Origin of the sequence: Cellulosimicrobium composti (genome assembly GCF_009711085.1) — a bacterium.
GTDB lineage: Bacteria > Actinomycetota > Actinomycetes > Actinomycetales > Cellulomonadaceae > Cellulosimicrobium > Cellulosimicrobium composti.
Genome location: NZ_WMKA01000005.1, coordinates 123,782 through 149,151, shown reverse-complemented (window position 1 = coordinate 149,151; position 25,370 = coordinate 123,782). Strand labels below are relative to the sequence as shown.

The following is a 25,370-nucleotide window of genomic DNA, read 5'->3' as shown; positions in this document are numbered from 1 at the left end:
CCATCCTCGCCCGGTCAGGGCCCGACCGCGAGGATGCGGTGCACGTCCGCGACGAACCCGTCCACGTCCTCGGGCGTCGTGTCCCACGCGCACATCCAGCGCACCTCGACGCGCTCGGGCGTCTCGCCCGGCCCCCAGTCGTAGAAGCGGTGGCGCTCGCGCAGGCGCGCGACGGCGGCGCGCGGGAGCGTTGCGAACACCGCGTTGACGAGCGTGGGCTGGGTGAGCGCGAGGCCGGGGGCGTCGGCGAGCCCGGCGCGCAGCCGCGCGGCCATCGCGTTGGCGTGCCGCGCGTTGCGCAGCCACAGCTCGTCGACGTGCGCGGCGTCGTCGACCTCCGCGACGGCGTCGCCCACGGGTTCGAACAGCGCGAGGAGCTGCGCGGAGACGTAGCGCATCTTCGACGCGAGCTGCATCGTCGCCTTGCGCACGAACTCCACGCCGTCGACGGCCGAGGGGTCGAGCACGATCACGGCCTCGCCGAGCGCGAGACCGTTCTTGGTCCCGCCGAACGACAGGACGTCCACGCCCGCGTCCGACGTCAGCGCGCGCAGCGGCACGTCGAGCGCCGCGGCGGCGTTCGCGAGGCGCGACCCGTCGAGGTGCACGCGCATCCCGTGCGCGTGCGCGGCGTCCGCGACCTCCCGGATCTCCGCGGGCGTGTAGAGCGTGCCGAGCTCGGTCGACTGCGTGAGCGAGACGACGAGCGGCTGGGCGCGGTGCGGGTCGCCGAGGTCGCCCGCGAACCGCTCGACGGCGTCGGGGCCGATCTTCCCGTCGGGCGCGGGGACCGCGAGGACCTTGACGCCGCCGACCCGCTCGGGCGCGCCGTTCTCGTCGGTGTTGAGGTGCGCGTGCTCGGACGCGACGACGGCGCCCCACCGGGGCAGCATCGCCATGAGCGCGACGACGTTCGCCCCCGTCCCCGTGAGCACCGGCCAGGCGGTCGCGTCCGCGCCGAACCGCTCCCGCACCGCGTCCTGCAGGCGGGAGGTCCACGGGTCCTCGCCGTAGGAGATCGCGTGCCCGGCGCTCGCCGCCGCGAGCGCGGCGAGGACGTCGGGGTGGGCGGGGGAGTAGTTGTCCGAGGCGAACGAGGTCACGGCCCCAGGGTAGGACGCGCGCCCGGACGAGCCCGCGGCGGGGCCCGCGACGGGCGAGCGGGCCGGGCCGTGCCTAGCGTCGGAGGAGACGCAGCCGGTGCCCCGAGCAGCGTCCCGAGCGGCACGGAGGTGCAGCCATGACCACGAGCTCCCACGACCCCGACCGGCCGACCGACCCGGGCGGACCGGTCGAGCCGGCGCGACCGGCCGAGCCGACGGTCGAGCCGCCCAAGTCGCCGGGGCCGCCCGCGGACCCGTCGGAGCCGCCGCGCGACCCGAGCCACGCGGACCCGGTGCCGGACGAGCCGCGCCCGTCCGATCCGGTCCCCGACTCGCCGCCCGACTGGCCCTCGTCGCCGGGGCGCCCGGTCGGTCCGGACGAGCCCAGCCACGACGACTGACGCGCTCCGCGCGGCCCGGGCGCGTGCGGCTCACAGGAGCCGACGCGACCCCGGGTGCGTGACGCGCAGCCACCGGTAGCCGTAGCCGTCGAGCCGGACCTCGGCCTTCCCGTCGGGGTCCGGCTCGACGTCGTCCGCGTCGAGCAGGTCGACGAGGCGCGCACCCTCGGGCAGCTCGCCGAGCGCGAGCGGGACCACGACCGGGTCCGGCGACAGGTTGTGGAGCGTGACCATCGACGCCTCCTGCCACGTGCTGCGCAGCGCGAGGACGGACGCCTCGGGCTGGTCGAGCACGTCGACGTCGCCCCACCCGAGCTCGGGGCACTCGCGGTAGCGGTGCGCGAGCAGGCGCACGAACGTGAGCAGCGAGTCGGGGTCGCGCCGCTGGTCCGCGACGTTGACGTGCTCGGGCGCGTAGCCGTCCCCGGGGACCGGCCCGGACAGGCGGCGCGCGGGCGCGCGCGAGAACCCGCCGTTCGGCCCCGACGTCCACTGCATCGGGGTCCGCACGGCGAGGCGGCCGTCGGCCGCGAGGTTCTCGCCCATGCCGATCTCCTCGCCGTAGAAGAGCACCGGGGTGCCCGGGAGCGCGAAGAGCAGCGAGTACACCATCCGCACGTGCCGCGGGTCGCCCCCGAGCATCGGCGGGAGGCGGCGCCGTAGACCGCGGCCGTAGAGCTGCATGTCCTCCTCGGGCCCGAACGCGGCGAACACCTCCTGGCGCTCGTCCTCGGACAGCTTGTCGAGCGTGAGCTCGTCGTGGTTGCGCACGAACGTCGCCCACTGCGCGTCGTGCGGGATCGGGGGCCGCTCCTCGAGCGACGCGGCGAGAGGCCCGGCGTCGTGCCGCGCGAGGGACAGGTACATCGCCTGCATGCCGTTGAAGTCGAACTGCAGCGTGAGCTCGGAGCTCGACGGGCCGGACTCGCTCCCGTCGCCCTCCCCGTCGTCGCCGAAGTACAGGCGCTGCTCGGCGAACGGCAGGTTGACCTCGCCCATGAGGATCGAGTCGCCCGTGCGGCGCGAGAGGAACGAGCGCAGCGCGCGCAGGAAGTCGTGCGGGTCCTCGATCTCGTCCGACGGGTTCGCCGCCGCGTCGCCGAGGAAGAACGGGACGGCGTCGACGCGGAACCCCGACAGGCCGAGCTGGACCCAGTAGCCCATCGACTTCGCGATCGCGTCCCGGACCAGCGGGTTCGCCGTGTTGAGGTCCGGCATGTGGCGGTAGAACCGGTGCCGGTACCACTCGCCGGTGCGGTCGTCCTTCGTCCAGATGCCGCCCTCCTGGTCGGGGAAGATCACCTCGTCCTTCGTCGGCGGCGGCTCGTCGGCGCGCCACACGTAGAAGTCGCGGTACGGGTCGTCCGTGCTCGACCGCGACGCCGTGAACCACGGGTGCCGGTCCGACGTGTGGTTCACGACGAGGTCCGCGATGACGCGGATGCCGCGGTCGTTCGCGGTCCTGATCAGCTCGACGAGGTCGCCCACGTCGCCGAGCCGCGGGTCGACGCTGAGGAAGTCGGTGATGTCGTAGCCGTCGTCGCGGTCCGCGGTCGGGTAGAACGGCATGAGCCACAGGCACGTGACCCCGAGGTCGGCCAGGTGGTCGAGGCGCTGCACGAGCCCCGCGAAGTCGCCGATCCCGTCGTCGTCCCAGTCCATGAACGTCTCGACGTCGAGGCAGTAGATCACCGCGTTCTTCCACCACAGGTCGCCGGTGTCGCTGATCCTCATGCCGCACCCCCGCCGGTCGTGGTGGCCGACCGCAGGAGCGGCAGGAGCGTCTCGCCCGCGGCGTCGAGGAACGCGTCCTGCTGCTGCCCCACGTGGTGCAGGTACACCTCGTCGAACCCGCACGCCGCGAGCTCGGCGACGCGGTCGGCGAACCGCTGCGCGTCGTGCTCGACGAGGACCGTCCCGCGCACCTCCTCCGGGCGCACGAGGTCCGCGACGGCGTCGAACTGCTCGGGCGTCTCCAGGTGCCAGCTCACGCTGGGTGGCAGCAGGTTGGAGCGCCACTGGTCGTGCGCGACGGCGAACGCGGCCTCGTCGTCGTCGCCCCACGCGACATGCACCTGGAGCGCGAGCGGTCCGCGCCCGCCCGCGTCGCGGTACTCGCCGACGACGCGGCGCAGCGCCTCGACCGGCTGGTTCACCGTCACGAGGCCGTCCGCCCAGTCCGCGTGGCGGCGCGCCGTCGCCGGGGTGACCGCCGGGCCGACGAGGCGCGGGACGACGTCGGGCAGCGACCAGACCCGGGCCCGGTCCACGGTGACGTGCCCGTGGTGCGTGACCCCCTCGCCGGCGAGGAGCGCGCGGATCACGTCGACGCACTCGCGCAGCCGCTCGTCGCGCTCGGCCTTCGTGGGCCACCGGTCGCCCGTGACGTGCTCGTTCATCGCCTCGCCCGAGCCGAGCGCGGCCCAGAACCGGCCGGGGAACATCGACCCGAGCGTCGCGACCGCCTGCGCGACGACCGCCGGGTGGTAGCGCTGGCCCGGGGCCGTCACGACGCCGAACGGCAGGCCGGTCGTGGCGAGCGCCGCGCCGAGCCACGACCACGAGTGCCCCGACTCGCCCTGCCGCACGCTCCACGGCGCGAGGTGGTCGGAGCACATCGCGACGTCGAACCCCACCTCCTCGGCCCGCCGTGCGGCGCGGAGGAGCGGGCCCGGGGGGATCTGCTCGTGGGACGCGTGGAAGCCGAGGGAGACCATCTCGCCAGTGAACCGAGGCTTCGTCGACCACGCGCGCGGAGGAGGGGGAACGGTGGAGGGTCGGTGGGCGGTCCGGGGCGGCTCCCGGATCCGGGTGCGGGGCCCCTACGCTGGCGTGGTGCGCCTGCTGACCTGGACGTTCGCCGCCTACCTCGCCGCGGTCCTCGTCGTGACCCTGTGGCCGTCGCCGCAGTCGACCGACGCCCCCGGCTGGGCGACCGCGACGCTCGGCTTCCTGCAGGGCCTCGGGATCCCGATCACGCTGCCCGTCCTCGAGGCGCTCGCGAACGTCGTCATGTTCGGCCCGTTCGGCCTGCTCGGCGTGCCGCTCGCGCGCGGCGCGGGTGCCCGACGACGCGGGGTCGCGCCCGGGCCGTGGCGGACCGCGGCGCTCGTGACCCTCGCGGGGTGCGCGCTCTCGGTCGCGATCGAGCTCACGCAGCACCTGCTGCCGGGCCGCGTCCCGACCGTCCAGGACGTCGTCATGAACACCGCGGGCGCGTTCCTCGGCGCGGCGCTCGTCGCGCTCGCGGTCGTCGCCGCGTCGGCGCGCCGCCGCGTGGTCGCCGGCGTCGCGTGACCGGCGGTCTCAGCCCACGTCGCCGTCGACGTAGTACCAGCGGTCGCCCTCGCGCACGAACCGGCTCACCTCGTGGAGCCGTCCGCGGTCGGTGCGGTCGGTGCGCGAGCGGTGGTGCGCGACGAACTCGACCACGCCCGCGGCGTCGAACGGGCCGCCCGCCTCGGTCCGCAGCACGTCGAGCCGGCGCCACTCGAGGTCGTCGTCGAGGTCGAGGTCCGCCGGACGGGTCGACGCGTGCCACGTCGCGCGCAGGTACGCGGCGTCACCCACGGCGAAGGCGCTGTAGCGCGAGCGCATGAGCGCCTCGGCGGTCGGCGCCCCCGGGCCGGGCGCCGCGCCGTCCGCGCCGGTGCGCATCCCGGCGTGGTACCGGCCGCAGCACGCGCCGTACGCGTCGCCGGACAGGCAGGGGCAGCGCGCGTCGTCGGGCAGCGGGCCGGTCACGACGCCTCCCGGGCGCGGCCCGGCCCGCCGGCCCCGTGGTCCGGCTCCCGGCCCTCGGCGGACGTCCCGGGCGAGCGCTCGACCGCCCCCTGGATCGTGCGCGAGACCGACTCCAGCCGGGCGAGGCCGTCGGGGCCGAGGGGCTCGAACACCAGCTCGCGCAGGAGCGCGGTGTGCCCGCGGACCGCGCGCAGGAGCGCGCGGCGGCCCGGGTTGGTGAGCCCGATCCAGGTGCCGCGCGCGTCGTCGACGCACTCGCCGCGCTCGACGAGGCCGCGCTCGCCCATGCGGCGCACGAGGTGCGAGACGCGGCTGCGCTCCCAGCACAGCGCGGCGGCGAGCTCGCCGGTGCGCAGCGTGCGGTCGCGCGCGGAGTGCAGCGCCAACAGGGCCTCGAACTCGGCCTCGGAGAGGTCGGCGTCGTCCCGGAGCCCGGCGGCCAGGGCCCGGTCCAGCGCTGTGCGCATCGCGACGTAGGCGTCCCACGCCGCGCGCTCGGCGTCGTCGAGGATCGGGTGGCCCGTCATGGGGACGATCCTAGCCGCGGTAGGTGACACATCACCGAGCACGAGTTAGGGTGACGCATCACCAACTTTGGTGACACGTCACTCTTTCTGGAGGAACCATGTCCTCGACCCTGCGCATCGCGATCCTCGTCGGGAGCACGCGCACCGGGCGCAACGGCGAGGGGGTCGCGCGCTGGGTGCTCGACCGCGCGTCGCGGCGCACCGACGCGACGTTCGAGCTCGTCGACCTCGCCGACCACCCCCTGCCGCACCTCGACGAGGCGCTCCCGCCCCGGATGCAGCAGTACCAGAACCCGCTCGTGTGGGAGTGGTCGCGCGTGATCGACGGCTACGACGGCTACGTCGTCGTGACCCCCGAGTACAACCACGCGCCGCCCGCCGTGCTGAAGAACGCGATGGACTGGCTCTACCACGAGTGGACCGACAAGGCCGTGGGCTTCGTCGGCTACGGCGCGCAGGGCGGCGCGCGCGCCGTCGAGCAGCTGCGGCTCGTCGCGGGCGAGCTGCGCCTCGCCGACGTGCGCACCGCCGTCGGGCTGTCGCTCTACGACGACTTCGAGGAGTTCCGCACGCTCGCGCCGCGCGAGCGGCACGCGCGCGACCTCGACGCGACCCTCGACGAGGTCGTCGCGTGGAGCGGCGCGCTCGCGACCGTGCGCGCGGCGAGGGCCGTCAGCGCCGCCTGACGCCGCGGAGTCCGCGCACGACGGCGCCCGCCCACCGGGAGGTGAGCGGGCGCCGTCGTGCCGTGCCTCACCCGGGCGCAGGTCCCGGGCGGGGGCGCGTCAGTCCTGCGGTCCCCACGGACCCCAGCGGTCGCCGGGCTCCTGGTTCCGCGTCCACCACTTCGCGGTGTACGTCGTGCCCTCGTGGGTCACGGTGTCGCCCTGGACGTACACGCGGCTCGGCTTCCACGCCCCGACGCCGTTCGAGTCGACCCCCGCGATCTCCTCCCACGGGCCCCACGGGTCACCGGGCGTCTGGCCCCGGGTCCACCACTGCGCACGCCACACGGAGCCCGCGTACGTGACCGTCTCCCCGCCCTGGTAGGTCGCACCCTTCGACCAGGCCGCCGGCTCGTCGTACGTCGGCTGGGCCTGCGGGTTGAGCTCGTCCGCGACGACCGACCGCGCCGCGTTCGTGAGCGGGTCGTCGAGCAGCAGGACGTCGAGACCCTGCTGGATGTCGTTCGAGATGATCGCGCCGTTGTACCAGTACGCCGACCACGAGCCGCCGAGGATCAGCCGCTCGGAGGACAGCGGGCCGCGGTCGAACCACGCGATCTCGACCGGGTTGGCCGAGTCCGTGAAGTCCCACACGGAGATGCCGCCCTGGTACCAGGCCTGGACCATGATGTCGCGGCCCGGGACGGGGACGAGCGAGCCGTTGTGCGCGACGCAGTTCTCCGTCGCGGCCTGCTCGCGGTCGATCTTGTAGTAGCTCTTGAACACGAGCTCGCCGTCCACGATGTCGTAGATCGCGTCGGCGCCCTTCTCCGGCCCGGTCGCCGCGTTGCACGTGGGCGCGCCGCCGCCGCCGAGCTCGTCGGTGAAGACGACCTTGGTGCCCGCGTTGTTGAACGTCGCCGAGTGCCAGAACGCGAAGTTCGTCGTGTCGCGCACGACCTCGGTGACCACCGGGTGCGCGCGGTCGGAGATGTCCATGAGGATGCCGTCGCCCATGCACGCGCCCGCCGCGAGGTCCTTCGACGGGTAGGTCGTGATGTCGTGGCAGCCCGACGTCGTGCTCGAGCCGTTGCCGCCCGGGTTGCCGCCGTCCGGGAAGAGGACGGGCGTCGAGACGAGAGCGGCCGACGCCGGGTCGTCGAGCGGGATCTGCACGACCGAGATGAGGTCGTGCGGCGGCTGGCAGTCGGGGAAGGCCGCGTTCGGGCTGTACGACGACACGTAGACGAACAGCTCCTCGCCGTCCTTCGACGGCGCGAGCGAGTGCGTGTGCGAGCCGCACTGCGTCTCGACCGACGCCACGTACTGCGGCGACGTCGGCTCGGAGATGTCGAAGACCTTGATGCCCTCCCACGACTCCTTGATCGCCGCGCTCTGGGCGACGTTGTCGCACGAGTCGTTGCTGCGCGACGAGTCGGTGCTGAGGACCAGGAGGTCCCCGTAGACGGAGATGTCGTTCTGCGAGCCCGGGCAGACGACCTGGGCGACCTGCTGCGGGGCGGTCGGGTTCGCGACGTCGTACACCGTGAACCCGCCGTAGTTGCCGGCGAAGGCGTAGCGGCCCTGGAACGCGAGGTCGCTGCTGTACTGGCCCTCGGGGGCGAACTCGCCGTTCTTCGGGATGTTGGCGACGTGGGTGAGGTTCGGGCTGCCCGCGACCTCGCCGGGCGCCAGGACGTCGGTGGCCTGGGCGAGCGGGGCGAGGCGCTGGGCGGGGAGGTCCGGGAGCGAGCCGGCGGCCTGCTCGGTGAGCGCGGCCACCGCCTCGGGAGAGCCGTCGGACGGCTCGGCGGACGCCGCCGTGGCGAGCGCGAGCGAACCGGCGGAGAGGGTGACGGCCACGGACGAGGCGAGCAGGACCCGGCGTCGTTGCCGGTGTGACTTCCGGTGCGTCGTTCGATGCACGGGGGAAACACCTCCTTGGTAGTGTTCTGCGAATTCTGACCGGGAGGTGTGATCTGTACCACCCAAACCGGGCGGATTCCGGAGACTTTTTACACGGAGGGAACGGAGCGGGTGCAGAGTTTTCCTCGTCGTAACGCAACCCGGCGGGCCGCCGCCCGCGCCCTGACCTGCGGCGTCGTCGCGCTCGCCGTCTCGCTCGGCGCCGCGGCGTGCACCGCGGACCCGGCCCCGACCTCGACGCCGTCCAGCGTCGTCGTGCAGCCCGGGCGACCGGGCGAGGACGCGACGACCGTCGCCCCGGAGGACTACGAGGCGTCGCCCGAGGGGGACACCTGGAACCGCGCCGACGTCGCGTTCGTGACGGGCATGATCGAGCACCACCTCCAGGCGCTCGAGATCGCGGCGCTCGCGCCCGAGCGCGCGGAGTCGGACGCCGTGCGCGCGTTCGCCGAGCGCGTCACCGCCGCGCAGGGGCCGGAGGTCCACGCGCTCGCGTCGTGGCTCCAGGCGCGCGACCTCGCCGTGCCGGAGGGCGTCGAGGGCGCCGGCGGGACGGGCCCGCGCGCGCCCCACGGCGCGGACCACGATCACGGCGACGGCGTAGCCGGGGTGCTCTCCGCCGAGCAGCTCGACGCGCTCGAGGCGGCGCGCGGCGCGGAGTTCGACCGCCTCTTCCTCGAGGGGATGATCCAGCACCACGAGGGCGCGCTCGCGATGGTCGACGTGGTGCTCGTCGAGGGCCAGGACCTCGCCGCGAACGAGATCGCCGCCGAGACGGGGGCGGGGCAGGGCGGCGAGATCGAGCGCATGCGCGACCTCCTCGACGCGCTCTGACGCGCGAGCCCGCTCCCGGCGGGCGCAGAGCCGTGGCCCGCCCCCGCCGGGGACGGGCCACAGCCGTGCGCTCGGGCGGTCAGCAGTACAGGTTCGCGCCCGTCGTCGTGCCGAGGATCTGCGCGAACTGCTGGAACGCGGTCACGCGCGACTGGACCTGGGCGGGGTTGCCGCCGTTGCACTCGATCGAGCCGTTGATCGAGCGGATCGACTCGCCGAAGCCCGCGCCGGAGACGATCGCCTGGTGGCCGGACATCGTGCCCGCGCCGGACTGCGTGTTCCAGAACCACAGCCCCGTCTTCCACGCGACCGCCGAGTCCTGCTCGACGAGGTACGGGTTGTTGAGCAGGTCGATGCCGAGCGCGTCCCCGGCCGCCTTGTAGTTGTAGTTCCAGCTCAGCTGGACCGGTCCCTTGCCGTAGTACGCGCTCTGACCCGCGGGGCAGCCGTACGGCTGGGAGGGGTCGCAGTAGTGCGGGTAGTTCGCGGTGTTGATCTCCTTGACGTAGACCAGGCCGCCCGTCTCGTGGTTGACGTTCGCGAGGAACGCGGCAGCCTCGCGCTTGGCGACCTCGGTGCCGCCCGTCGTCGCGAAGCCCGGGTACGCGGACAGCGCGTCGACGAGGCCCTGGTACGTGTAGAAGGGGTTCCGGTTCGGGAACATCTGGTTGAACTGCGCCTCGGAGACGACGAAGCCGGTCGGGGTGCCGGGGTCGCCCGGCCCGCCCGGCTCGCCCGGGTCGGTCGTGCCGCCGCCGCACGCGCCCTGGGAGCGCCACACGCCCCACTCGCCGGTGGTGCCGGGCGTCTCGCCCTGCGTCCACCAGCCGGCCTGCCAGTTCTGGCCGCCGTGCGAGACGACGGCGCCGCCGAGGTAGACGGCGCTCGCGCTCCACGCCGGCGCGCACGTCGCGGCGTGCGCCTGGCGGGCGGGACCGGCCACCGTCCAGGAGAGCGCTCCCACAAGCGCGAGCAGAACGGCCAGGAGCAGGGCGGCCGGGCGGGACGCGGGCCGCAGGGCCACGGCGGGCGCCGCGGGGGAGGGCGCCGGGGCTCGGGTGTGCATCGGTGCACCTTTCGTCGAGGGTCGGGTCGCGTCGAGCCTGGGCGCGGCGCCCCCGCGTGGACAACCCCCGTACGCGGAACCCCGTAGGCGTGGGAGCGCGCGGTCCGGTCGAGGCGCGACGTCAGGCCGGTCCGCGCCCGACGACGTCGGTCGCGGCGTGCGGGGTTGACGCACCGGGCGACGGGTGCGAGAGTGGCGCCAACCCGGAAACGTTTCCAGGCGGAACGACGCCGGAAATCTGGAAACGTTTCCAGACCGAGGACTTCGACGACGAGGTGGACGACAGTGACGTCATCACGCGCCACGCTGATCCAGGTGGCACAGCGGGCCGGGGTCTCCCTGGCCTCGACGTCCCGCGCGCTGCACGGGACGGGCGCGAGCCCGGCGATGGTCGAGCGCGTGCGCGCGGCCGCGACCGAGCTCGGCTACAGCCCCGACGCGATCGGGCGGTCCCTGCGCCTGAAGAAGACCTTCCAGGTCGCGTTCGCGGTCGCGGACATCGGCAACCCCGTCTACGTCGAGATGATGACCGCGATCCACGAGGTCCTCGCGCCCCACGGCTACCGCGTCGTCGTCATGACCACGGGGGACACGACGACGTCCACGGCCGAGCTCGTGCGCAGCCTGTCGAGCGGGTTCGTCGACGCGATGATCCTCAGCCCGCTGCGCACGGACGACGCGCTCGTCGAGGAGATCCGGCAGGCGACCGTGCCCGTCGTGGTCATCGGCCGCAGCCTCGCCGACCGCGGCATCGACTCCGTCTCGACCGACTCCGCGGGCGGCATCGGCGAGGCGGTGCAGCACCTGCTCGGCCTCGGCCGTCGCCGCCTCACGTTCCTCAACGGTCCGCTCGACACGACGCCCGGTGAGGCGCGCCAGCGCGGCTTCGACGCCGCGACGCGCACCAAAGGGTTCACGGGCGAGCGGGCGGACGCCGTCGTCGCGGCCGACTTCACCGTGGCCGCGGGCCTCGCCGCGACGCGCGCCCTGCTCGACGCGGCCGACGGCGACGCCCGACCGGACGCGATCGTCGCGGCGAACGACCTGCTCGCGATCGGCGCCGTCCGGGCCGTCCGCGAGCGCGGGCTCGCCGTCCCGCAGGACGTCGCGGTCACCGGGATGGACGACACCGAGATCGGCCGCGTGTTCCAGCCGAGCCTCACGAGCGTGTCGCTCGGCTCGACCGAGCGCGGGCGCGCCGCGGCGCAGCTCGTGGTCGACCTCGTCGACGGCGACGCGCAGCCGGGCCGGCACCTGGCCGTCGGGCCTCGCCTCGTCGTGCGCGAGTCGACCGACCCCGCCGCGGGCGACGGCGTCTCGGCCGGCACCCCGGACGACGGCACGGGAGGTGGGCACCGATGAGCACCCCGACCCTCGCGGGCGACCCGCACGCCGCGGCAGCGCGCCGCCCCGACCGCGGGTCGCCGCGCCGGACCGGCGGCATGGCCCGCGCCAAGCGGCGCGAGGCGATCGCGCTCGTCATGCCGTCGCTGCTGCCGATCCTCGTGCTCAGCGTCGCGCCGCTCGTCATGGGCGTCGCGCTCGCGTTCACCGACGCGCGGCTCGTGCGACACCCGGACTACCAGTTCGTGGGCGTCGACAACTTCGTGCGCCTCGCGGACAACTCGTTCTTCTGGGACTCGTTCCGGATCGGCATGGTCTGGGCCGTCTCGGTGACGCTGCTCCAGCTCGTCGCGGCGATGGGCCTCGCGCTCCTGCTCAACTCGGGCCTGCGGCTCCAGGGGCTCACGCGCGTCCTCGCGCTCATCCCGTGGGCGATGCCGCCCGTCGTCGTGGCGATCATGTGGCAGATGATCTACTCGCCCAACGCCGGGCCGCTCAACGCGTTCCTCGGCGCGCTCGGGCTCCCGGACGACGTCAACTGGCTCGCGGACTTCTCGACCGCGCTGCCCGCGGTGATCGTCGTGGGGGTGTGGGTCGGCATGCCGCAGACCACGGTGACGCTCCTCGCGGGGCTCCAGCAGATCCCGGGCGAGCTGCACGAGGCGGCGGCGATGGACGGCGCGGGCGCGTGGCGGCGGTTCACCGCGGTGACGCTCCCGAGCCTGCGACCGATCATCACGTCGATCACGTCGCTGAACTTCATCTGGAACTTCAACTCGTTCTCGCTGGTCTACGTGCTCACCGAGGGCGGGCCGGGCGGCCGGACGATGCTGCCGATGCTGTTCACGTACCTCGAGGCGTTCAAGAACCGGAACATCGGCTACGCCGCCGCGATGGGCGTGGTGCTCGTGATCGTCGTCGTCCTCCTGCTCGCGATCTACCTGCGGTCGCAGTTCCGCTCCGAGAAGGAGAGCTGACCCGTGCGCGCACTCGTCCGCCCGGCCCAGTACGTGGCCCTGGCCTTCTACATCGTCTTCCTCGGCTTCCCGCTGCTCTGGCTGATCTCGGCGTCGCTCAAGTCGTCGGGCGAGCTCAACTCGCTCACGGTGAGCCTCATCCCGCAGGACGTGCACTGGGACAACTACTCCCAGGCGCTCGCACGGCAGGGTCTCGTGCGCTCGGCGTGGAACAGCGCCGTCGTCGCGCTCGTCTCGACCGCGCTCGTCATCGTCATCGCGCTGCCCGCGTCGTACGTGCTGGCCCGGCTGCGGGGCAAGATCCGCGCCGCGGGCGTCGGCTGGATCCTCGTGAGCCAGGTGTTCCCGGTGATCCTCATCATCCTGCCGCTGTTCCTCATCCTGCGGACCATCGGGCTCACCGACTCCCTCGTCGGGCTCACGCTCGTCCACACCACGTACACGCTGCCGTTCGCGCTGTGGATGATGCAGGGCTACGTGGCCGCCATCCCCGTCGACCTCGAGGAGGCGGGGTCGATGGACGGCGCGAACCGGTTCACGGTGCTGCGCACCATCGTCTTCCCGCTGCTCATGCCGGGCATCGTGGCGACGGCGATGTTCAGCTTCGTGTCCTCGTGGAACGAGTTCTTCTTCGCGCTCGTGCTGCTCCAGTCGCCCGAGAACTACACGCTGCCCATCACGCTGAAGATGTTCATCGGCGGCGAGGGCAAGGTGGCGCTCGGCCCGCTCGCCGCGGGCTCCGTGCTCGCAGCCATCCCCAGCATCGTCTTCTTCTCCCTCATGCAGAAGAAGCTCACCGGCGGCCTGCTGTCCGGCGCGGTGAAGGGCTGACCGTGACCCCCACCCACCCGGTCCCGCCCTCAGGCTCTGTCGACCCCACCCCACCCGAAAGGTAGAACCATGAAGACTCGTGGTGCGTCCATCGCCGCATGCCTCACGATCACGACCCTGCTCGTCGCGTCCTGCTCCGGCGGCGGCAGCGGGGACGACGGCGCCGACGGCGGCCCGGTGACCTTGACGTTCCAGTCCCTCTCGGACCAGCCCGCCGCGATCGAGGCGACCGAGAAGATCGTCGCCGACTGGAACGAGGCGAACCCCGACGTCCAGGTCGAGATCGTGCCCGCGGGCTGGGACGGGATCTACGACAAGCTCATCACGCAGTTCAACGGCGGCGCCGCGCCGGACATCATCCACTACGAGGCGGCGAGCATCGTGCCGTTCGCCGTGGACGGCTACCTCGCGGACCTGTCCGGGTACATGTCGGACGAGAAGCGCTCCGACATCCCCGAGGGCATCCTCGACTCCGTGACGGTCGACGACCAGGTCATCGCGTACCCGACCGAGCTGCAGTCCTACATGGTGTTCGCCAACAAGACGATGCTCGAGGACGCCGGCGTGGAGATCCCCACGGGCGAGACCATGACGTGGGACGAGCTGCGCGAGATCGCGCAGGCCACGACGAAGGACGGCGCGTACGGCCTCGGCTGGGGCCTTGCGAGCCCGACGGCCGCGTTCATGGCGATGGCCCCCGGCTTCGGCGGCGAGTACTTCGAGGGCACGGGCGCCGACGCGAGCATCACCATCGGCGAGGGCGAGATGGCCCTGCCCGAGCTCGTCGACACGATGGCGCACACCGACAACACCGTGCTCCCGGTGACGCTCACGCAGTCCGGCTCCGAGACGCTCGCGTCCTTCTACGCGGGCCAGGTCGCCATGACGATCCAGGGCTCGTACCAGGCGGCGAACATCGCGAACGACGCGCCCGAGGGCTTCGACTGGGTCGTGCTGCCGCCGCTCGAGGGCCCCGACGGCGCCGAGCAGGCCGCCAACCCGCAGACGCTCTCGGTGAACATCGACTCCGAGCACGTCGAGGAGGCCGCGGAGTTCATCGACTTCTTCACGGACACCGACAACCTCGCCGCGCTCAACGAGGCGGACGCGCTCATCCCGGCGACGACGTCGGCGCAGGAGGCCATGGCCTCCTCCCTCGGCGACGAGAACGGCTGGTCGACGATCCTCTCGTCCGGGCAGTACCTCACGTCGGCGCCGTACCTGTTCGTCGACGCGTACGCGCAGTGGAAGGACACGGTCGCGACGCCCGCGTACCAGAAGTTCCTCGCCCAGGAGATCGACGCCGACCAGCTCGCGAGCGAGCTCGAGGCGGGCTGGGACGAGATCACGAAGTAGCGGCTCGGGCGCCCGCCGCGACACCGCGACGAGCACCGAGCAGCAGCGGCCGGGGCGGCCGCGCACGCGACCGCCCCGGCCCCGAAGCGCGGCCCGCGCGGGTCGCACCGGGCGCGAGAGCGCCGAGAGAGATCGACAGGGAGTGGACCGTGACCTGGCTGGACGACCGAGCGGTGGCCGTGATCACCGGAGCGGCGGTGGGGGACGCGCTGGGGGGCGCCACCGAGGGCTGGACCCCCGAGCAGATCGAGGAGCGCCACGGCGGGCGCGTCACCGGGATCGTGGGGCCCTGGTACCCGAACTGGCAGGACGCGCGTCCGATCGCGCCCTACCACAAGGGTGACGGGCACGTCACGGACGACACCCTCATGACGCGCGCGCTCGTCGAGGTGTACGCGAAGCGCCGCGACCACCTCGACGCGTACGCGATGGCCGAGGACCTCGTGCCGCTCATGATCGGCGAGCCACGCTGGATCCCCGAGCTCGAGTCGACCGCGCTGCTGCTGCAGCGCGTGTTCCTCGCCGAGAAGTGGATCGTCGCGCGCCTGCACTACGGGCACGTCGACCCGCGCGAGGCCGGCGTCGGGAACGTCGTGAACTGCGGCGCCGCGATGTACGTCGCGCCCGTGGGCCTCGCGAACGCGGGCGACCCGCGCGGCGCGTACGCCGAGGCGATCGACCTCACCGGCGCGCACCAGTCGAGCTACGGCCGGGAGGCCGCGGGCGTGTTCGCGGCCATGGTCGCCGCATCCGTCGCGCCCGGGGCGACGGTCGACGACGTCGTGCACGCGGCGCTCGACGTCGCCCACGACGGCACCGCGGCCGCGCTGCACGCCGTCGTCGAGGCGTTCGACGGCTGGACGACGGCACCCACGACCGACGACGAGGAGCGCGCGCTCGCGCGGCTCGTCCGCGACACGGTCGCGCCGTTCGACTCCGTCGGGCCCGCGTACCGGCAGATGTCGATGGACGCGCGCCGCCCGTCGCGCACCAAGTCGATCGAGGAGCTGCCCGCCGCGCTCGGGTTCGTGCTCGGGCACCGCGGCGACTTCCGCGGCGCGGTGCTCGGCGCCGTGAACTACGGCCGCGACGCCGACTCCATCGCCGTCATGGCCGGCGCGGTGTGCGCCGGGCTCGGGGGGACGGCCGTCGTGCCGGACGAGTGGCTCGACGCGATCGAGGAGGCGAGCCGCATGGACATCCGCGAGACCGGGCGCCTCATGGCGTCCGCCGCAGCCGACATCCTGCGCGCCGACCGCGAGCGCGCGACGGCCCGCCTGCGCGGGCTCGCCGAGCTCGGCTCGGCCACGGTCGACGAGGCCGCGGTCGACGGTGCCTCGACCGACGGCGCGGCGCGGGCCGCGCGGGCGGGGGACCCGGCGTGAGGCTCACGTGGGCCCAGCCCGAGGACCTGCTCGCGCACGAGCTCGTCCAGGCGGCGGCCGAGGGCAAGGACGCGGCGGCGCTCGCGGACGTGCGCGAGCGGTGGGCCGTCGCGGGGGGCGACCCCGTCCCCGCGGTGAGCGGCGCCGGCCCGGTTCCCGCGACCCCGGCGCTGCGTGCGCTCGCGCGCGACCTGCTCGTCGAGCTCGACGCGCTGCCCGCCGCGCCCGCGCCGCACGAGCCCGACGACTGGGACGCGATCCTCGCGACGCTCCCCGCCGCGCCCGCACTGCCCGCGTCCGGTCCCGCGTACGGCGACCGCGTGCTCGGCGCGTGGACGGGCCGCGCGGCGGGCTGCCTGCTCGGCAAGCCCGTGGAGAAGATCCCGCGCGCGGGCATCGAGGAGATCCTGCGCGCGACGGGCCGGTGGCCGCTCGACCGCTGGTTCACGGCCGTCGGGCTGCCCGACGACGTCGCCGCGCGCTGGCCGTGGAACAAGCGCAGCGCGCCGACGTCGCTCGAGGAGAACATCGACGGGATGCCCGAGGACGACGACCTCAACTACCCGATCCTCGCGCTCGCCCTGCTGGAGAAGCACGGGCGCGGCTTCACGACGGACGACGTCGCGCAGCTCTGGCTCGACGCGCTGCCCGCGGGCCGCGTGTTCACGGCCGAGCGCGCCGCGTACCGCAACGTCCTCGACGCGCGGCCCGTGCCCGAGACCGCGACGCACCACAACCCGTTCCGGGAGTGGATCGGCGCCCTCATCCGCACCGACGTGCTCGGCTGGGTCTCGCCCGGCGACGTGCGCGAGGCGGCGCGGCTCGCGTGGACGGACGCGCGGCTGAGCCACACGCGCAACGGCGTGTACGGCGCGATGTGGGCCGCTGCGCTCGCGTCGGCCGCGATGGTCTGCGAGACGGTGGACGAGGTGCTCGACGCGGCGGACGCCGTCGTGCCGCCGGGCAGCCGCCTGGCGGCCGCGATCCGGCTCGGCCGCGACGCGGGCCGCGACGGCGACGCGTCGGAGGCGGGCGTGCGCGCGGGGCTCGACGCCCTGCACGCCGCGTACGGCGACCTGCACTGGGTGCACGTGCTCAACAACGCCGCGGTGATCGCGTACGCGCTCACCGCGGGTCGCGGGCCGGACGGGCGCGGCGACTTCGGCGCGAGCGTCGCGATCGCCGTCACCGCGGGCTGGGACACCGACTCGGCGGGGGCGACGGTCGGCGGCGTGGTGGGTGCGCTGCGGGGCGTCGACGGCATCGGTGCACGCTGGACCGGCCCCCTGGACGGCCGGATCGCCACGTCGCTGCCCGGCGGCGAGCAGAGGATCGTGGACCTCGCGGCGCGGACGGTCGCGCTCGCGACGGTCGCCGGGGGAGCCGCACAGGGAACGGTGCAGGGAGCGGAGGCGCGCGCATGAGCACGGACGGGACGCAGAGCGGCACGGTGCCGCGCACGGGCCAGGTCGTCGTCGTGGGGTCCGCGAACGTCGACCTCGTCGTCGACGTGCCCCGGCACCCCGGCGGCGGCGAGACGATCCTCGGCGGCGACCTGCGCCGCAACCCCGGCGGCAAGGGCGCGAACCAGGCCGTCGGCGCGGCGCGCGCGGGCGGTGCCGGGACGACGTTCGTCGGCGCCCTCGGGCACGACGACGCCGCCGACCTCCTGCTCGCGTCGCTCGACGGCGCGGGGGTGCGGACCGACCTCGTCGAGCGCGTCGACGTCCCGACCGGGACCGCGCTCATCACCGTCTCGCCCGACGGCGAGAACGCGATCGTCGTCGCGCCCGGGGCCAACTCGCACGTGAGCGTGGGCGCGGCCCAGGCCGAGCGGATCGCGGCGGCGGACGTCGTGCTCGCCCAGCTCGAGATCCCGCTCGACGTCGTCCGCGCGGCCGCGGCAGCGCGCCGTCCCGGGGCGCTCATGGTGCTCAACGCGGCGCCGTCGCGCGACCTGCCGCGCGACGTCTGGGACGCGATCGACGTGCTCGTCGTCAACGAGCACGAGGCGGCGGACCTGGCCGGCGCGACGGGTGACGCCGACCCGAGCACGCTCGCGGCGCTGCTGCTGGAGCGCGTGCCGGCCGTCGTCGTGACGCTCGGACGAGAGGGCTGCCTCGTGGCGGAGCGTCGTGCCGACGGCCCGCAGCTCACGACCGTCCCCGCGACCCCGGTCGAGGCCGTCGACACGACCGGCGCGGGCGACACGTTCTGCGGCGTGCTCGCCGCGGCGCTCGCGCGCGGCGCGGACCTCCCGGACGCCGCGTGCCTCGCCGCCGCGGCGGGCGCGCTCGCGGTGACCCGGCCCGGGGCACAGGACGCGGTGCCCGACGCCGCCGACGTCGTCGCCCTCGCACAGCGGACCGCGCACCCGGCGCCCCGCGCCTGACCACCCGCACGACCGAGCGCGGGCCCCGCCCGCCGAGGGAAAGGCACCATGACCTACACGTTCGACCCGCTCGTCCCGCGGCCCATCGACCGGCCCACCGACGTCGCGCTCGACGGGCCGCTCACGCCCGAGCAGTCCCTCGCGCTCGACGAGGCGAAGATCTTCGTCGGCCCGGCCGACCCCGCCGACCGCCCGGCCTGGCGCGAGCGCCTCGCCGCGTGGCGCGACGACGCGCGCCGTCGCCACGGGTACACGGGCGCGGCGTACGACCGCCCGGACGCGGCGTGGGCCGCGGGGTGCTCGACGGTCGCGCAGGTCTGGCTGTGGGACGAGCTGCTGTACTCGTTCGCCGAGCACCGGTTCACGCCCGAGCGGTTCCTCGCGGACGCGCGCGAGCGGTTCGGCGGCCTCGACGCCGTCGTGCTGTGGCACGCGTACCCCGTCATCGGGATCGACGACCGCAACCAGTGGGACTTCTACCGCGACGTCCCGGGGATCGTCGACCTCGTGCGGACCTTCCACGACGCGGGCCTGCACGTGTTCGTCGACTACAACCCGTGGGACGTCGGCACGCGCCGCGGCGACGACGACCTCACCGAGCTCGCCGCGCTCGTGCGGGACCTCGGCGCCGACGGCGTCTTCCTCGACACCCTGAAGAAGGCCGAGCCGGAGCTCGTCGCGCGGCTCGAGGCCGCGCGCCCGGGCATCGTCCTGGAGGGCGAGTCGAAGCTCCCGGTCGAGCGCATCGAGGACCACTCGTCGTCGTGGGCGCAGTTCTTCGCCGACTCGCCCGTGCCCGGCGTGCTGCGCGCGCACTGGTACGAGCGCCGGCACATGCAGCACCACGTGCGCCGCTGGCACCGCGACCACTCCGAGGAGCTCCAGTCCGCGTGGCTCAACGGCGTGGGCGTCATGGTGTGGGAGGTCGTGTTCGGCGTGTGGGTCGGCTGGTCGCCGCGCGACGCCGCGACCGTGAAGCGCCTGGTCACGGTCCAGCGCGCGGCCCGGCCGCTGCTGCTCGACGGCGCGTGGACGCCGCTCGCCGAGCTCGCGCCCGAGGCCGAGGCTGCGGGGGTGTACGCGTCGCGCTGGGAGCTCGACGGCGTGACGCTGTGGACGCTCGTCAACCGGGGCGACGCCGACTACGCGGGCCCGCTGCTCGCGCGCGGCGGGGACGACGCGGCTGGCGCGGGCGGTGCAGCCGGCGCGGCCGGCGCGGACGTGCGCGTGCCCGGTCGGGGGATCGCCGCAGCGCTGCACGTGGCCGACGGCGCCGACGAGCCCGCGTGGCTGCCGCACCTGCGCGACGTGGTCGCCTCGCTCGACACGTCCGTGCCCCACGACCCCGACGCACGGTTCCCGCACCGGCTCGCGCGCCGCCTCGACGCGTCCGCCTCTCCCTCCAGGTCGACCGGGGTGACGGACCCGGCCGGGCGGGGCGCCGACGTCGGGCAGGGCGGGGCCGAGGAGGTAACGGGCGCGCCCGAGCCGGGCGCCGTCGTCGTGCCCGCCGGGCCGTACGTGCTGACCGTCCGGTACCGCGCGCGCGAAACCGGCATGTACCAGGGCGCGCCGTACGTGGACGAGTGGAAGCCGCTCCCGCCGCGCCTGCACGACGCACGGACCCTCCAGCGCGACGGCGAGCTCGCCGCGCCGGTCGCGGTCGGGGCCGACGTGACGAACGCGCAGTTCGCGGAGTTCGTCGCCGCGACCGGGTACGCGCCCGCCGTCGCGCACCGCTTCCTCGCTCACTGGGTCGACGGGCGTCCCGCACCCGGCACCGAGGACGAGCCCGTGACGTTCGTCGACCTCGACGACGCGCGCGCGTACTGCGCGTGGCGCGGCGGGCGCCTGCCCACCGAGGACGAGTGGCAGCTCGCCGCCGGGCAGCCCGGCTGGACGCGCGGCGAGCCCGCCGTGTGGAGCTGGACGGCGTCCGAGCACTCCGACGGTCGCACGCGGTTCGTCATGCTCAAGGGCGGCAGCGACTACCGCGCCGAGGGCTCCGACTGGTACGTCGAGGGCGGACGACACGCCCCCGACTACGCGGTCAAGCTCCTCGTTCCCGGCCTGGGGCTCGCGCGCGGCGCGACCGTGGGGTTCCGCTGCGCGTGGGACCTGCTCACGGAGGAGGTGACGGCATGACCGACGCACCCCGCGTCTCGCGCGACCCCGCCGCCGGCGCGCTCGCCGGTCTGCGCGTGATCGACGCGTCGACGCTGTTCGCCGGCCCCATGGCCGCGATGCACCTCGGCGACCTGGGCGCCGACGTCGTCAAGGTCGAGCACCCCACGAAGCCCGACCCGTCGCGCACCCACGGCGCCGCGAAGGACGGCGTCAACCTGTGGTGGAAGACGCTCGGGCGCAACAAGCGCACCGTCACCGCGAACCTCGGCAGCGACGGCGGCCGCGAGGTGTTCCTCGCGCTCGTCGCCGAGGCCGACGTCGTCATCGAGAACTTCCGGCCGGGCACGCTCGAGCGCTGGGGACTCGGCTACGACGAGCTGTCCGCGCGCAACCCGCGGCTCGTGCTCGCGCGCGTCAGCGGGTTCGGGCAGGTGGGGCCGTACCGCACCCGCCCCGGGTTCGGGACGCTCGCCGAGGCGATGAGCGGGTTCGCCGCGATGACCGGCGAGCCCGACGGCCCGCCGACCCTCCCGCCGTTCGGGCTCGCCGACGGTGTCGCGTCGCTCGCGACCGCGTTCGCCGTCATGGTCGCGCTGTCCACGCGCGAGCGCACCGGGCACGGGCAGGTCGTCGACACGGCGATCATCGAGCCCATCCTCGCGATGCTCGGGCCGCAGATCACGCGCTGGGACCAGCTCCGCACCGTGCAGCCGCGCACCGGCAACCGGTCCGCGAACAACGCGCCCCGCAACACCTATCGCACGCGCGACGGGCAGTGGGTCGCGGTGTCGACGTCGGCGCAGTCCATCGCCGAGCGCGTCATGCGCCTCGTCGGGCGCCCCGAGATCGTCGACGAGCCGTGGTTCGCCAGCGGCGTCGAGCGCGCGCAGCACGCCGACCTGCTCGACGAGGCCGTCGGCGGCTGGATCGCGCAGCGCACGCGCGACGAGGTCGTCGCCGCGTTCGAGGAGGCGCAGGCCGCCGTCGCGCCGATCTACGACGCGCACGACATCGTCGACGACCCGCAGTTCCGCGCGCTCGGCACGATCCACGAGATCGAGGACCCCGACCTCGGGCCGATGCTCATGCAGGGCCCGCTGTTCCGGCTCTCCGACAACGACGGCGTCATCCGCTTCACCGGCCGCCCCCACGGCGCCGACACCGACGCCGTGCTCGGCGAGCTCGGGTTCACGCCCGAGCGCGTCGCGGAGCTCCGGGCCGAGGGGGCGGTGTGACGGGCCCGGGCGACCGGCCGGGCGCCGCGCCGCCGCTGACGCTGCTGTACGTGCCCGCGGACCGGCCGGACCGGGTGGCGAAGGCGCTCGGGTCGGCGGCCGACGTCGTGCTCGTGGACCTCGAGGACGCCGTCGCGCCGGCGCGCAAGGACGAGGCGCGGGGATACGTCGTCGAGCTGCTCGACGACGCGGCCGCCGCCCGCGGGGTCCAGGTGCGGGTCAACCACCCCGCGACGCCGTGGCACGCCGACGACGTCGGGGCGCTCGCGGGCCTGCCGCTCGCGGTCGGTGCGCGCGTGCCGAAGGTCGAGTCGGCCGACGACGTGCGCGCGCTCGCCGCCGCGCTCCCCGGGCGGGCGCTGCACCTGCTCGTCGAGTCGGCGCTCGGCGTCGAGCGCGCGTTCGAGCTCGCGACGGCGTCGCCGCAGGTCGCGTCGCTCGGGCTCGGCGAGGCCGACCTGCGCTCCGACCTACGGGTCGACGACGAGGCCGGGCTCGCGTGGGCGCGCAGCCGCGTCGTCGTCGCGGCGCGGGCGGCGGGACTGCCGTCGCCCGCGATGTCCGCGTACACGCACGTGCGCGACCTCGACGGGCTCGCGGCGTCGTGCCGCGCCGGTCGCGCGCTCGGCTTCTGCGGCCGCACCGCGATCCACCCGGGACAGCTCGACACGATCCGCGACGCGTTCCTCCCGACGCCGGACGAGGAGGCACGCGCGCGCGAGGTCGTCGAGCGCGTGGGTGACGCCGCGGCGTCGGGCACGGGCGTCGTCGCGCTGGCGGACGGCACGTTCCTCGACGTCGCGATGGTCGAGCGCGCGCGCACCGTGCTCGCGCTCGCCGCGCGCCGCCCGGCGGGGTGACCCGCCGAGCACGACCGTGCTCGGCGGGAGACCGACCACCCGATCTCGACGAGGAGACACGATGGACGCAGCACGACGGCCGCACCGGCGGCCCCGCACGACGGCGGCGCTCACGGCGCTCGCGGTGAGCGCGACGATCGGCGGGGCGGCGCTCGCGCTGCCCGCGACCGCCGCGGAGCAGGGCACGGTCGAGGCGGGGCGGGTCGCGGACTCCGCGGCCGGACCGATCGACTACACGGTCTACCTGCCGCCCGGCTACGACGGCGCCGAGCAGGAGTACCCGACGCTCTACCTGCTGCACGGTCGCGGCGACACGCAGGCCGCGTGGCAGCAGGTCACGGGCGATCTCGACGAGCTCATCGGGGCGGGCGAGATCCAGCCGATAGTCGTCGTCATGCCCGACGCGCCGTGGAACGACCGCGGCTCCTGGTACACGGACTCGCTCTACACCGGGGACGCGACGGGCGCCGGTGCCGGGACCGCCGTCGAGACCGCGTTCACGCGCGACCTCGTCGAGCACGTCGACGCGACGTACCGCACGGTCGAGGACCGCGAGGCGCGTGCCGTCGGGGGCTACTCCATGGGCGGCGCGGGCGCGCTGCGGTTCACGCTCGCGCACCAGGACACGTTCTCCGCGGGCATCGTGCTGAGCCCCGCCGTCTACGTGCCGCAGCCGCCCGCGGACTCCTCGGCCCGCGACTACGGCGCCTACGGCGTCGGCACCGCGCTCTTCGACGCCGACCGGTACACGGAGCTGGCCTACCCGGCGGCGCTTGCGGCGCTCGACCCGGCGCTCCCGGTGCACCTGTTCGTCGCCGTCGGCGACGACGAGTGGGCCAACCCCGACCCGGCCGACGCCACGCACGACCTCGACTTCGAGTCCGCGCGCCTCTACAACCAGGCGCGCCGCGTCCCAGGCGTGACGGCCGAGCTGCGCGTGCTCGACGGCGGCCACGACTGGGAGGTCTGGCGGCCCGCGTTCCGCGAGGGGATCGTCGACGTCTCGGCGCGCCTGCGCACCGAGCCCGCCGCGCCGTGGGACGCCGCGCTGGTCGGCTCCGCGGGCGACGACCGCGCGGGCGGGGTCGCGGCCCTGCCCGACGGCGGCACCGCCGTCGCGCTGAGCCTCGCCGGTGCGTGGGACGGGTACGAGCCCGCGGGCGGGCTCGACACGGTCGTCGTGCGGCGCGACGCCGACGGCGCCGAGGTCTGGCGGCACGCGGTCGCGACGGCCGCGGACGACCGCGCGTACGGCGTCGTGCCGGGCGCCGACGGCGGCGTGCTCGTCGCCGGGTACACCAAGGGCGACCTCGACGGCGCCCACGCGGGCACGACGCGCGACGACGGGTTCGTCGCGGCCGTCACCGCCGACGGCGAGCGCGCCTGGACGCTCCAGACCGGCGACCCCGAGGCCGCCGACCGCTTCTACGCCGTCGCGCCCGACGGCGCGGGCGGCGCCTACGTCGCCGGGTACACGAGCGGCGCCGTGGGCGACACCCCGAGCGCGGGGGACAAGGACGCGCTGCTCGGCCGGGTCTCCGCCGACGGCGACCTGCTGTGGCTGCGGCAGGTCGGCGGCGCGGGCGAGGACAAGGCGCTCGCGGTCGCGGCGTCGCCCGACGGCGCGGTGTACGTGGGCGGGGTGTCGGGCGGCGGGATGCCCGGGGTCGAGCACGCGGGCGCGAACGACGGCTGGATCGCGCGGTACGACGCGGACGGTGAGCAGGAGTGGCTGCGCGCCGTCGCGACGGGCGAGAACGACCAGGTCAGCGGCCTCGTCGTCCGGTCGGACGGGTCGGTCGTCGTCGTCGGGCACACGCGCGGTGCGCTCGGCGAGGGCGGCGCCCTCGGGGACAACGACGTCGTCGTGCGCGCCCTCGACGCCACGGGAGAGGTCCTGTGGACGACGCAGGTCGGCACGGCGACCGACGACCGCGGCGTCACGGGCGTGCTCGGCGCGGACGACGCCGTGCTCGTCGTCGGGACGACGTACGGCGCGATGGGCTCGGCCGTGGGCGGGGTGGACGTCGTGACGGTCCCCGTCGCGGCCGACGGGACCCCGGGCGAGGCGACGCAGACCGGGTCGCGCGAGCGCGACGGCGCCGACGAGTGGGACGACGCGAACCTGTTCGCGGCCCCCGCGCCCGCCGCCGACGGCCGTGAGGGCGCGGCGCTGCTCACCGGGCTGACCTACGGGGCGCCCGCCGGCACGGCGAACGCGGGCGCCGCGGACGTGTTCGTCGCGCGCGTGCCGTGGGACGCCGTCGTGCCGGGGCCCTCCGGTCCGGGCGAGCCGCCGCTGACCGTGACCGCCGAGACGCGGTGCCTCGCGGGCAACGCCTACGTCGCCGTGCGCGCGACGAGCACCGCGGACGCGCCCGTCGACGTCGAGCTCGCGACGCCGTACGGCACGCGCGTCGTCACGGGCGTCGCGCCGGGCGCGAGCGCCTACCAGGCGTTCCCGGTCCGGGCCGCCGAGGTGCCCGCGGGCGAGGCGACCGCGACCGCCGAGGGTCGCACCGCCGTCGTCCCGTACGACGCGCTCGCCTGCGGCTGACGGCGGCCGCACCGCCGAGAACGACCCTGCACGCGGCCGA

22 protein-coding genes are annotated in these 25,370 nt (G+C 74.9%); 15 read left to right on the top strand and 7 right to left on the bottom strand.

Annotation, left to right across the window (positions count from 1 at the left end; all coding sequences use genetic code 11):
• Positions 1–14 precede the first annotated feature (14 nt).
• Positions 15–1,103 carry a threonine aldolase family protein gene (locus tag GJV82_RS03860; RefSeq protein WP_318657250.1) on the bottom strand — a complete coding sequence of 363 codons (1,089 nt, stop codon included), beginning with the start codon at positions 1,101–1,103 and terminating at the stop codon, positions 15–17.
• A 137-nt stretch (positions 1,104–1,240) separates the two neighbouring features.
• Between GJV82_RS03860 and GJV82_RS19360 the strand changes: the two genes are divergently transcribed.
• On the top strand, positions 1,241–1,504 hold the full coding sequence (locus tag GJV82_RS19360; RefSeq protein WP_196217181.1) for a hypothetical protein: 264 nt from the start codon (positions 1,241–1,243) through the stop codon (positions 1,502–1,504).
• A 30-nt stretch (positions 1,505–1,534) separates the two neighbouring features.
• On the opposite strand, the gene GJV82_RS03855 is transcribed toward GJV82_RS19360, so the two are convergent.
• Both GJV82_RS03855 and GJV82_RS03850 read right to left on the bottom strand, forming a co-directional pair.
• Complete coding sequence (locus GJV82_RS03855) at positions 1,535–3,238, bottom strand: alpha-amylase family protein (protein WP_155098303.1); 1,704 nt, start codon at positions 3,236–3,238, stop codon at positions 1,535–1,537.
• On the bottom strand, positions 3,235–4,221 hold the full coding sequence (locus tag GJV82_RS03850; protein WP_155098302.1) for a TIGR03885 family FMN-dependent LLM class oxidoreductase: 987 nt from the start codon (positions 4,219–4,221) through the stop codon (positions 3,235–3,237). Before GJV82_RS03850 ends, GJV82_RS03855 begins: the two co-directional genes overlap by 4 nt.
• A 118-nt stretch (positions 4,222–4,339) precedes the next feature.
• Here GJV82_RS03850 and GJV82_RS03845 point away from each other — a divergent pair, with 118 nt between their 5' ends.
• A complete protein-coding gene (locus GJV82_RS03845; RefSeq protein WP_155098301.1) occupies positions 4,340–4,801 on the top strand; it encodes a VanZ family protein in 462 nt (153 codons plus the stop codon).
• A 9-nt stretch (positions 4,802–4,810) separates the two neighbouring features.
• Here the strand turns inward: GJV82_RS03845 and GJV82_RS03840 are convergent, their stop codons facing one another.
• Together GJV82_RS03840 and GJV82_RS03835 are read right to left on the bottom strand one after the other, a co-directional pair.
• Positions 4,811–5,248 (bottom strand): YchJ family protein, encoded by a 438-nt coding sequence (locus tag GJV82_RS03840; RefSeq protein ID WP_318657249.1) that lies wholly within the window; start codon positions 5,246–5,248, stop codon positions 4,811–4,813.
• Positions 5,245–5,775 carry a MarR family winged helix-turn-helix transcriptional regulator gene (locus tag GJV82_RS03835; RefSeq protein WP_155098300.1) on the bottom strand — a complete coding sequence of 177 codons (531 nt, stop codon included), beginning with the start codon at positions 5,773–5,775 and terminating at the stop codon, positions 5,245–5,247. The genes GJV82_RS03840 and GJV82_RS03835 overlap by 4 nt, the downstream gene beginning before the upstream one ends.
• Positions 5,776–5,873: 98 nt before the next feature.
• Here GJV82_RS03835 and GJV82_RS03830 point away from each other — a divergent pair, with 98 nt between their 5' ends.
• Entirely contained in the window at positions 5,874–6,461 is a 588-nt protein-coding gene (locus GJV82_RS03830; RefSeq protein ID WP_155098299.1) for an NADPH-dependent FMN reductase, read from the top strand.
• A 99-nt stretch (positions 6,462–6,560) separates the two neighbouring features.
• Here the strand turns inward: GJV82_RS03830 and GJV82_RS03825 are convergent, their stop codons facing one another.
• A complete protein-coding gene (locus tag GJV82_RS03825; RefSeq protein ID WP_225873054.1) occupies positions 6,561–8,303 on the bottom strand; it encodes a carbohydrate-binding protein in 1,743 nt (580 codons plus the stop codon).
• A 174-nt stretch (positions 8,304–8,477) separates the two neighbouring features.
• Between GJV82_RS03825 and GJV82_RS03820 the strand changes: the two genes are divergently transcribed.
• Positions 8,478–9,200: a DUF305 domain-containing protein gene (locus GJV82_RS03820; RefSeq protein ID WP_155098297.1), complete on the top strand. Its 723-nt coding sequence runs from the start codon at positions 8,478–8,480 to the stop codon at positions 9,198–9,200.
• A 79-nt stretch (positions 9,201–9,279) separates the two neighbouring features.
• On the opposite strand, the gene GJV82_RS03815 is transcribed toward GJV82_RS03820, so the two are convergent.
• Positions 9,280–10,266 (bottom strand): glycoside hydrolase family 19 protein, encoded by a 987-nt coding sequence (locus tag GJV82_RS03815; protein WP_155098296.1) that lies wholly within the window; start codon positions 10,264–10,266, stop codon positions 9,280–9,282.
• A gap of 285 nt (positions 10,267–10,551) precedes the next feature.
• Between GJV82_RS03815 and GJV82_RS03810 the strand changes: the two genes are divergently transcribed.
• From GJV82_RS03810 to GJV82_RS03760, 11 genes are all read left to right on the top strand, one after another.
• Positions 10,552–11,628 carry a LacI family DNA-binding transcriptional regulator gene (locus GJV82_RS03810; RefSeq protein ID WP_318657248.1) on the top strand — a complete coding sequence of 359 codons (1,077 nt, stop codon included), beginning with the start codon at positions 10,552–10,554 and terminating at the stop codon, positions 11,626–11,628.
• Complete coding sequence (locus GJV82_RS03805) at positions 11,625–12,587, top strand: carbohydrate ABC transporter permease (RefSeq protein WP_196217178.1); 963 nt, start codon at positions 11,625–11,627, stop codon at positions 12,585–12,587. The genes GJV82_RS03810 and GJV82_RS03805 overlap by 4 nt, the downstream gene beginning before the upstream one ends.
• Before the next feature lie 3 nt (positions 12,588–12,590).
• Positions 12,591–13,418: a carbohydrate ABC transporter permease gene (locus GJV82_RS03800; protein WP_024841403.1), complete on the top strand. Its 828-nt coding sequence runs from the start codon at positions 12,591–12,593 to the stop codon at positions 13,416–13,418.
• A 69-nt stretch (positions 13,419–13,487) separates the two neighbouring features.
• The gene (locus GJV82_RS03795; protein ID WP_155098295.1) at positions 13,488–14,774 is read left to right on the top strand and encodes an ABC transporter substrate-binding protein; all 1,287 of its coding nucleotides are present in this window, start codon (positions 13,488–13,490) and stop codon (positions 14,772–14,774) included.
• A 149-nt stretch (positions 14,775–14,923) separates the two neighbouring features.
• Complete coding sequence (locus GJV82_RS03790) at positions 14,924–16,159, top strand: ADP-ribosylglycohydrolase family protein (protein ID WP_318657247.1); 1,236 nt, start codon at positions 14,924–14,926, stop codon at positions 16,157–16,159.
• Positions 16,156–17,583, top strand: a complete 1,428-nt coding sequence (locus GJV82_RS03785) for an ADP-ribosylglycohydrolase family protein (protein WP_318657246.1) — start codon at positions 16,156–16,158, stop codon at positions 17,581–17,583. The genes GJV82_RS03790 and GJV82_RS03785 overlap by 4 nt, the downstream gene beginning before the upstream one ends.
• Positions 17,580–18,551 carry a ribokinase gene (locus tag GJV82_RS03780; protein ID WP_155098294.1) on the top strand — a complete coding sequence of 324 codons (972 nt, stop codon included), beginning with the start codon at positions 17,580–17,582 and terminating at the stop codon, positions 18,549–18,551. The genes GJV82_RS03785 and GJV82_RS03780 overlap by 4 nt, the downstream gene beginning before the upstream one ends.
• 48 nt (positions 18,552–18,599) lie before the next feature.
• The gene (locus tag GJV82_RS03775) at positions 18,600–20,696 is read left to right on the top strand and encodes an SUMF1/EgtB/PvdO family nonheme iron enzyme (protein ID WP_155098293.1); all 2,097 of its coding nucleotides are present in this window, start codon (positions 18,600–18,602) and stop codon (positions 20,694–20,696) included.
• On the top strand, positions 20,693–21,913 hold the full coding sequence (locus tag GJV82_RS03770) for a CaiB/BaiF CoA transferase family protein (protein WP_155098292.1): 1,221 nt from the start codon (positions 20,693–20,695) through the stop codon (positions 21,911–21,913). Before GJV82_RS03775 ends, GJV82_RS03770 begins: the two co-directional genes overlap by 4 nt.
• A complete protein-coding gene (locus tag GJV82_RS03765; RefSeq protein WP_318657245.1) occupies positions 21,910–22,773 on the top strand; it encodes an HpcH/HpaI aldolase/citrate lyase family protein in 864 nt (287 codons plus the stop codon). Before GJV82_RS03770 ends, GJV82_RS03765 begins: the two co-directional genes overlap by 4 nt.
• Before the next feature lie 61 nt (positions 22,774–22,834).
• Positions 22,835–25,330 (top strand): alpha/beta hydrolase-fold protein, encoded by a 2,496-nt coding sequence (locus GJV82_RS03760; RefSeq protein ID WP_155098291.1) that lies wholly within the window; start codon positions 22,835–22,837, stop codon positions 25,328–25,330.
• Positions 25,331–25,370 lie beyond the last annotated feature (40 nt).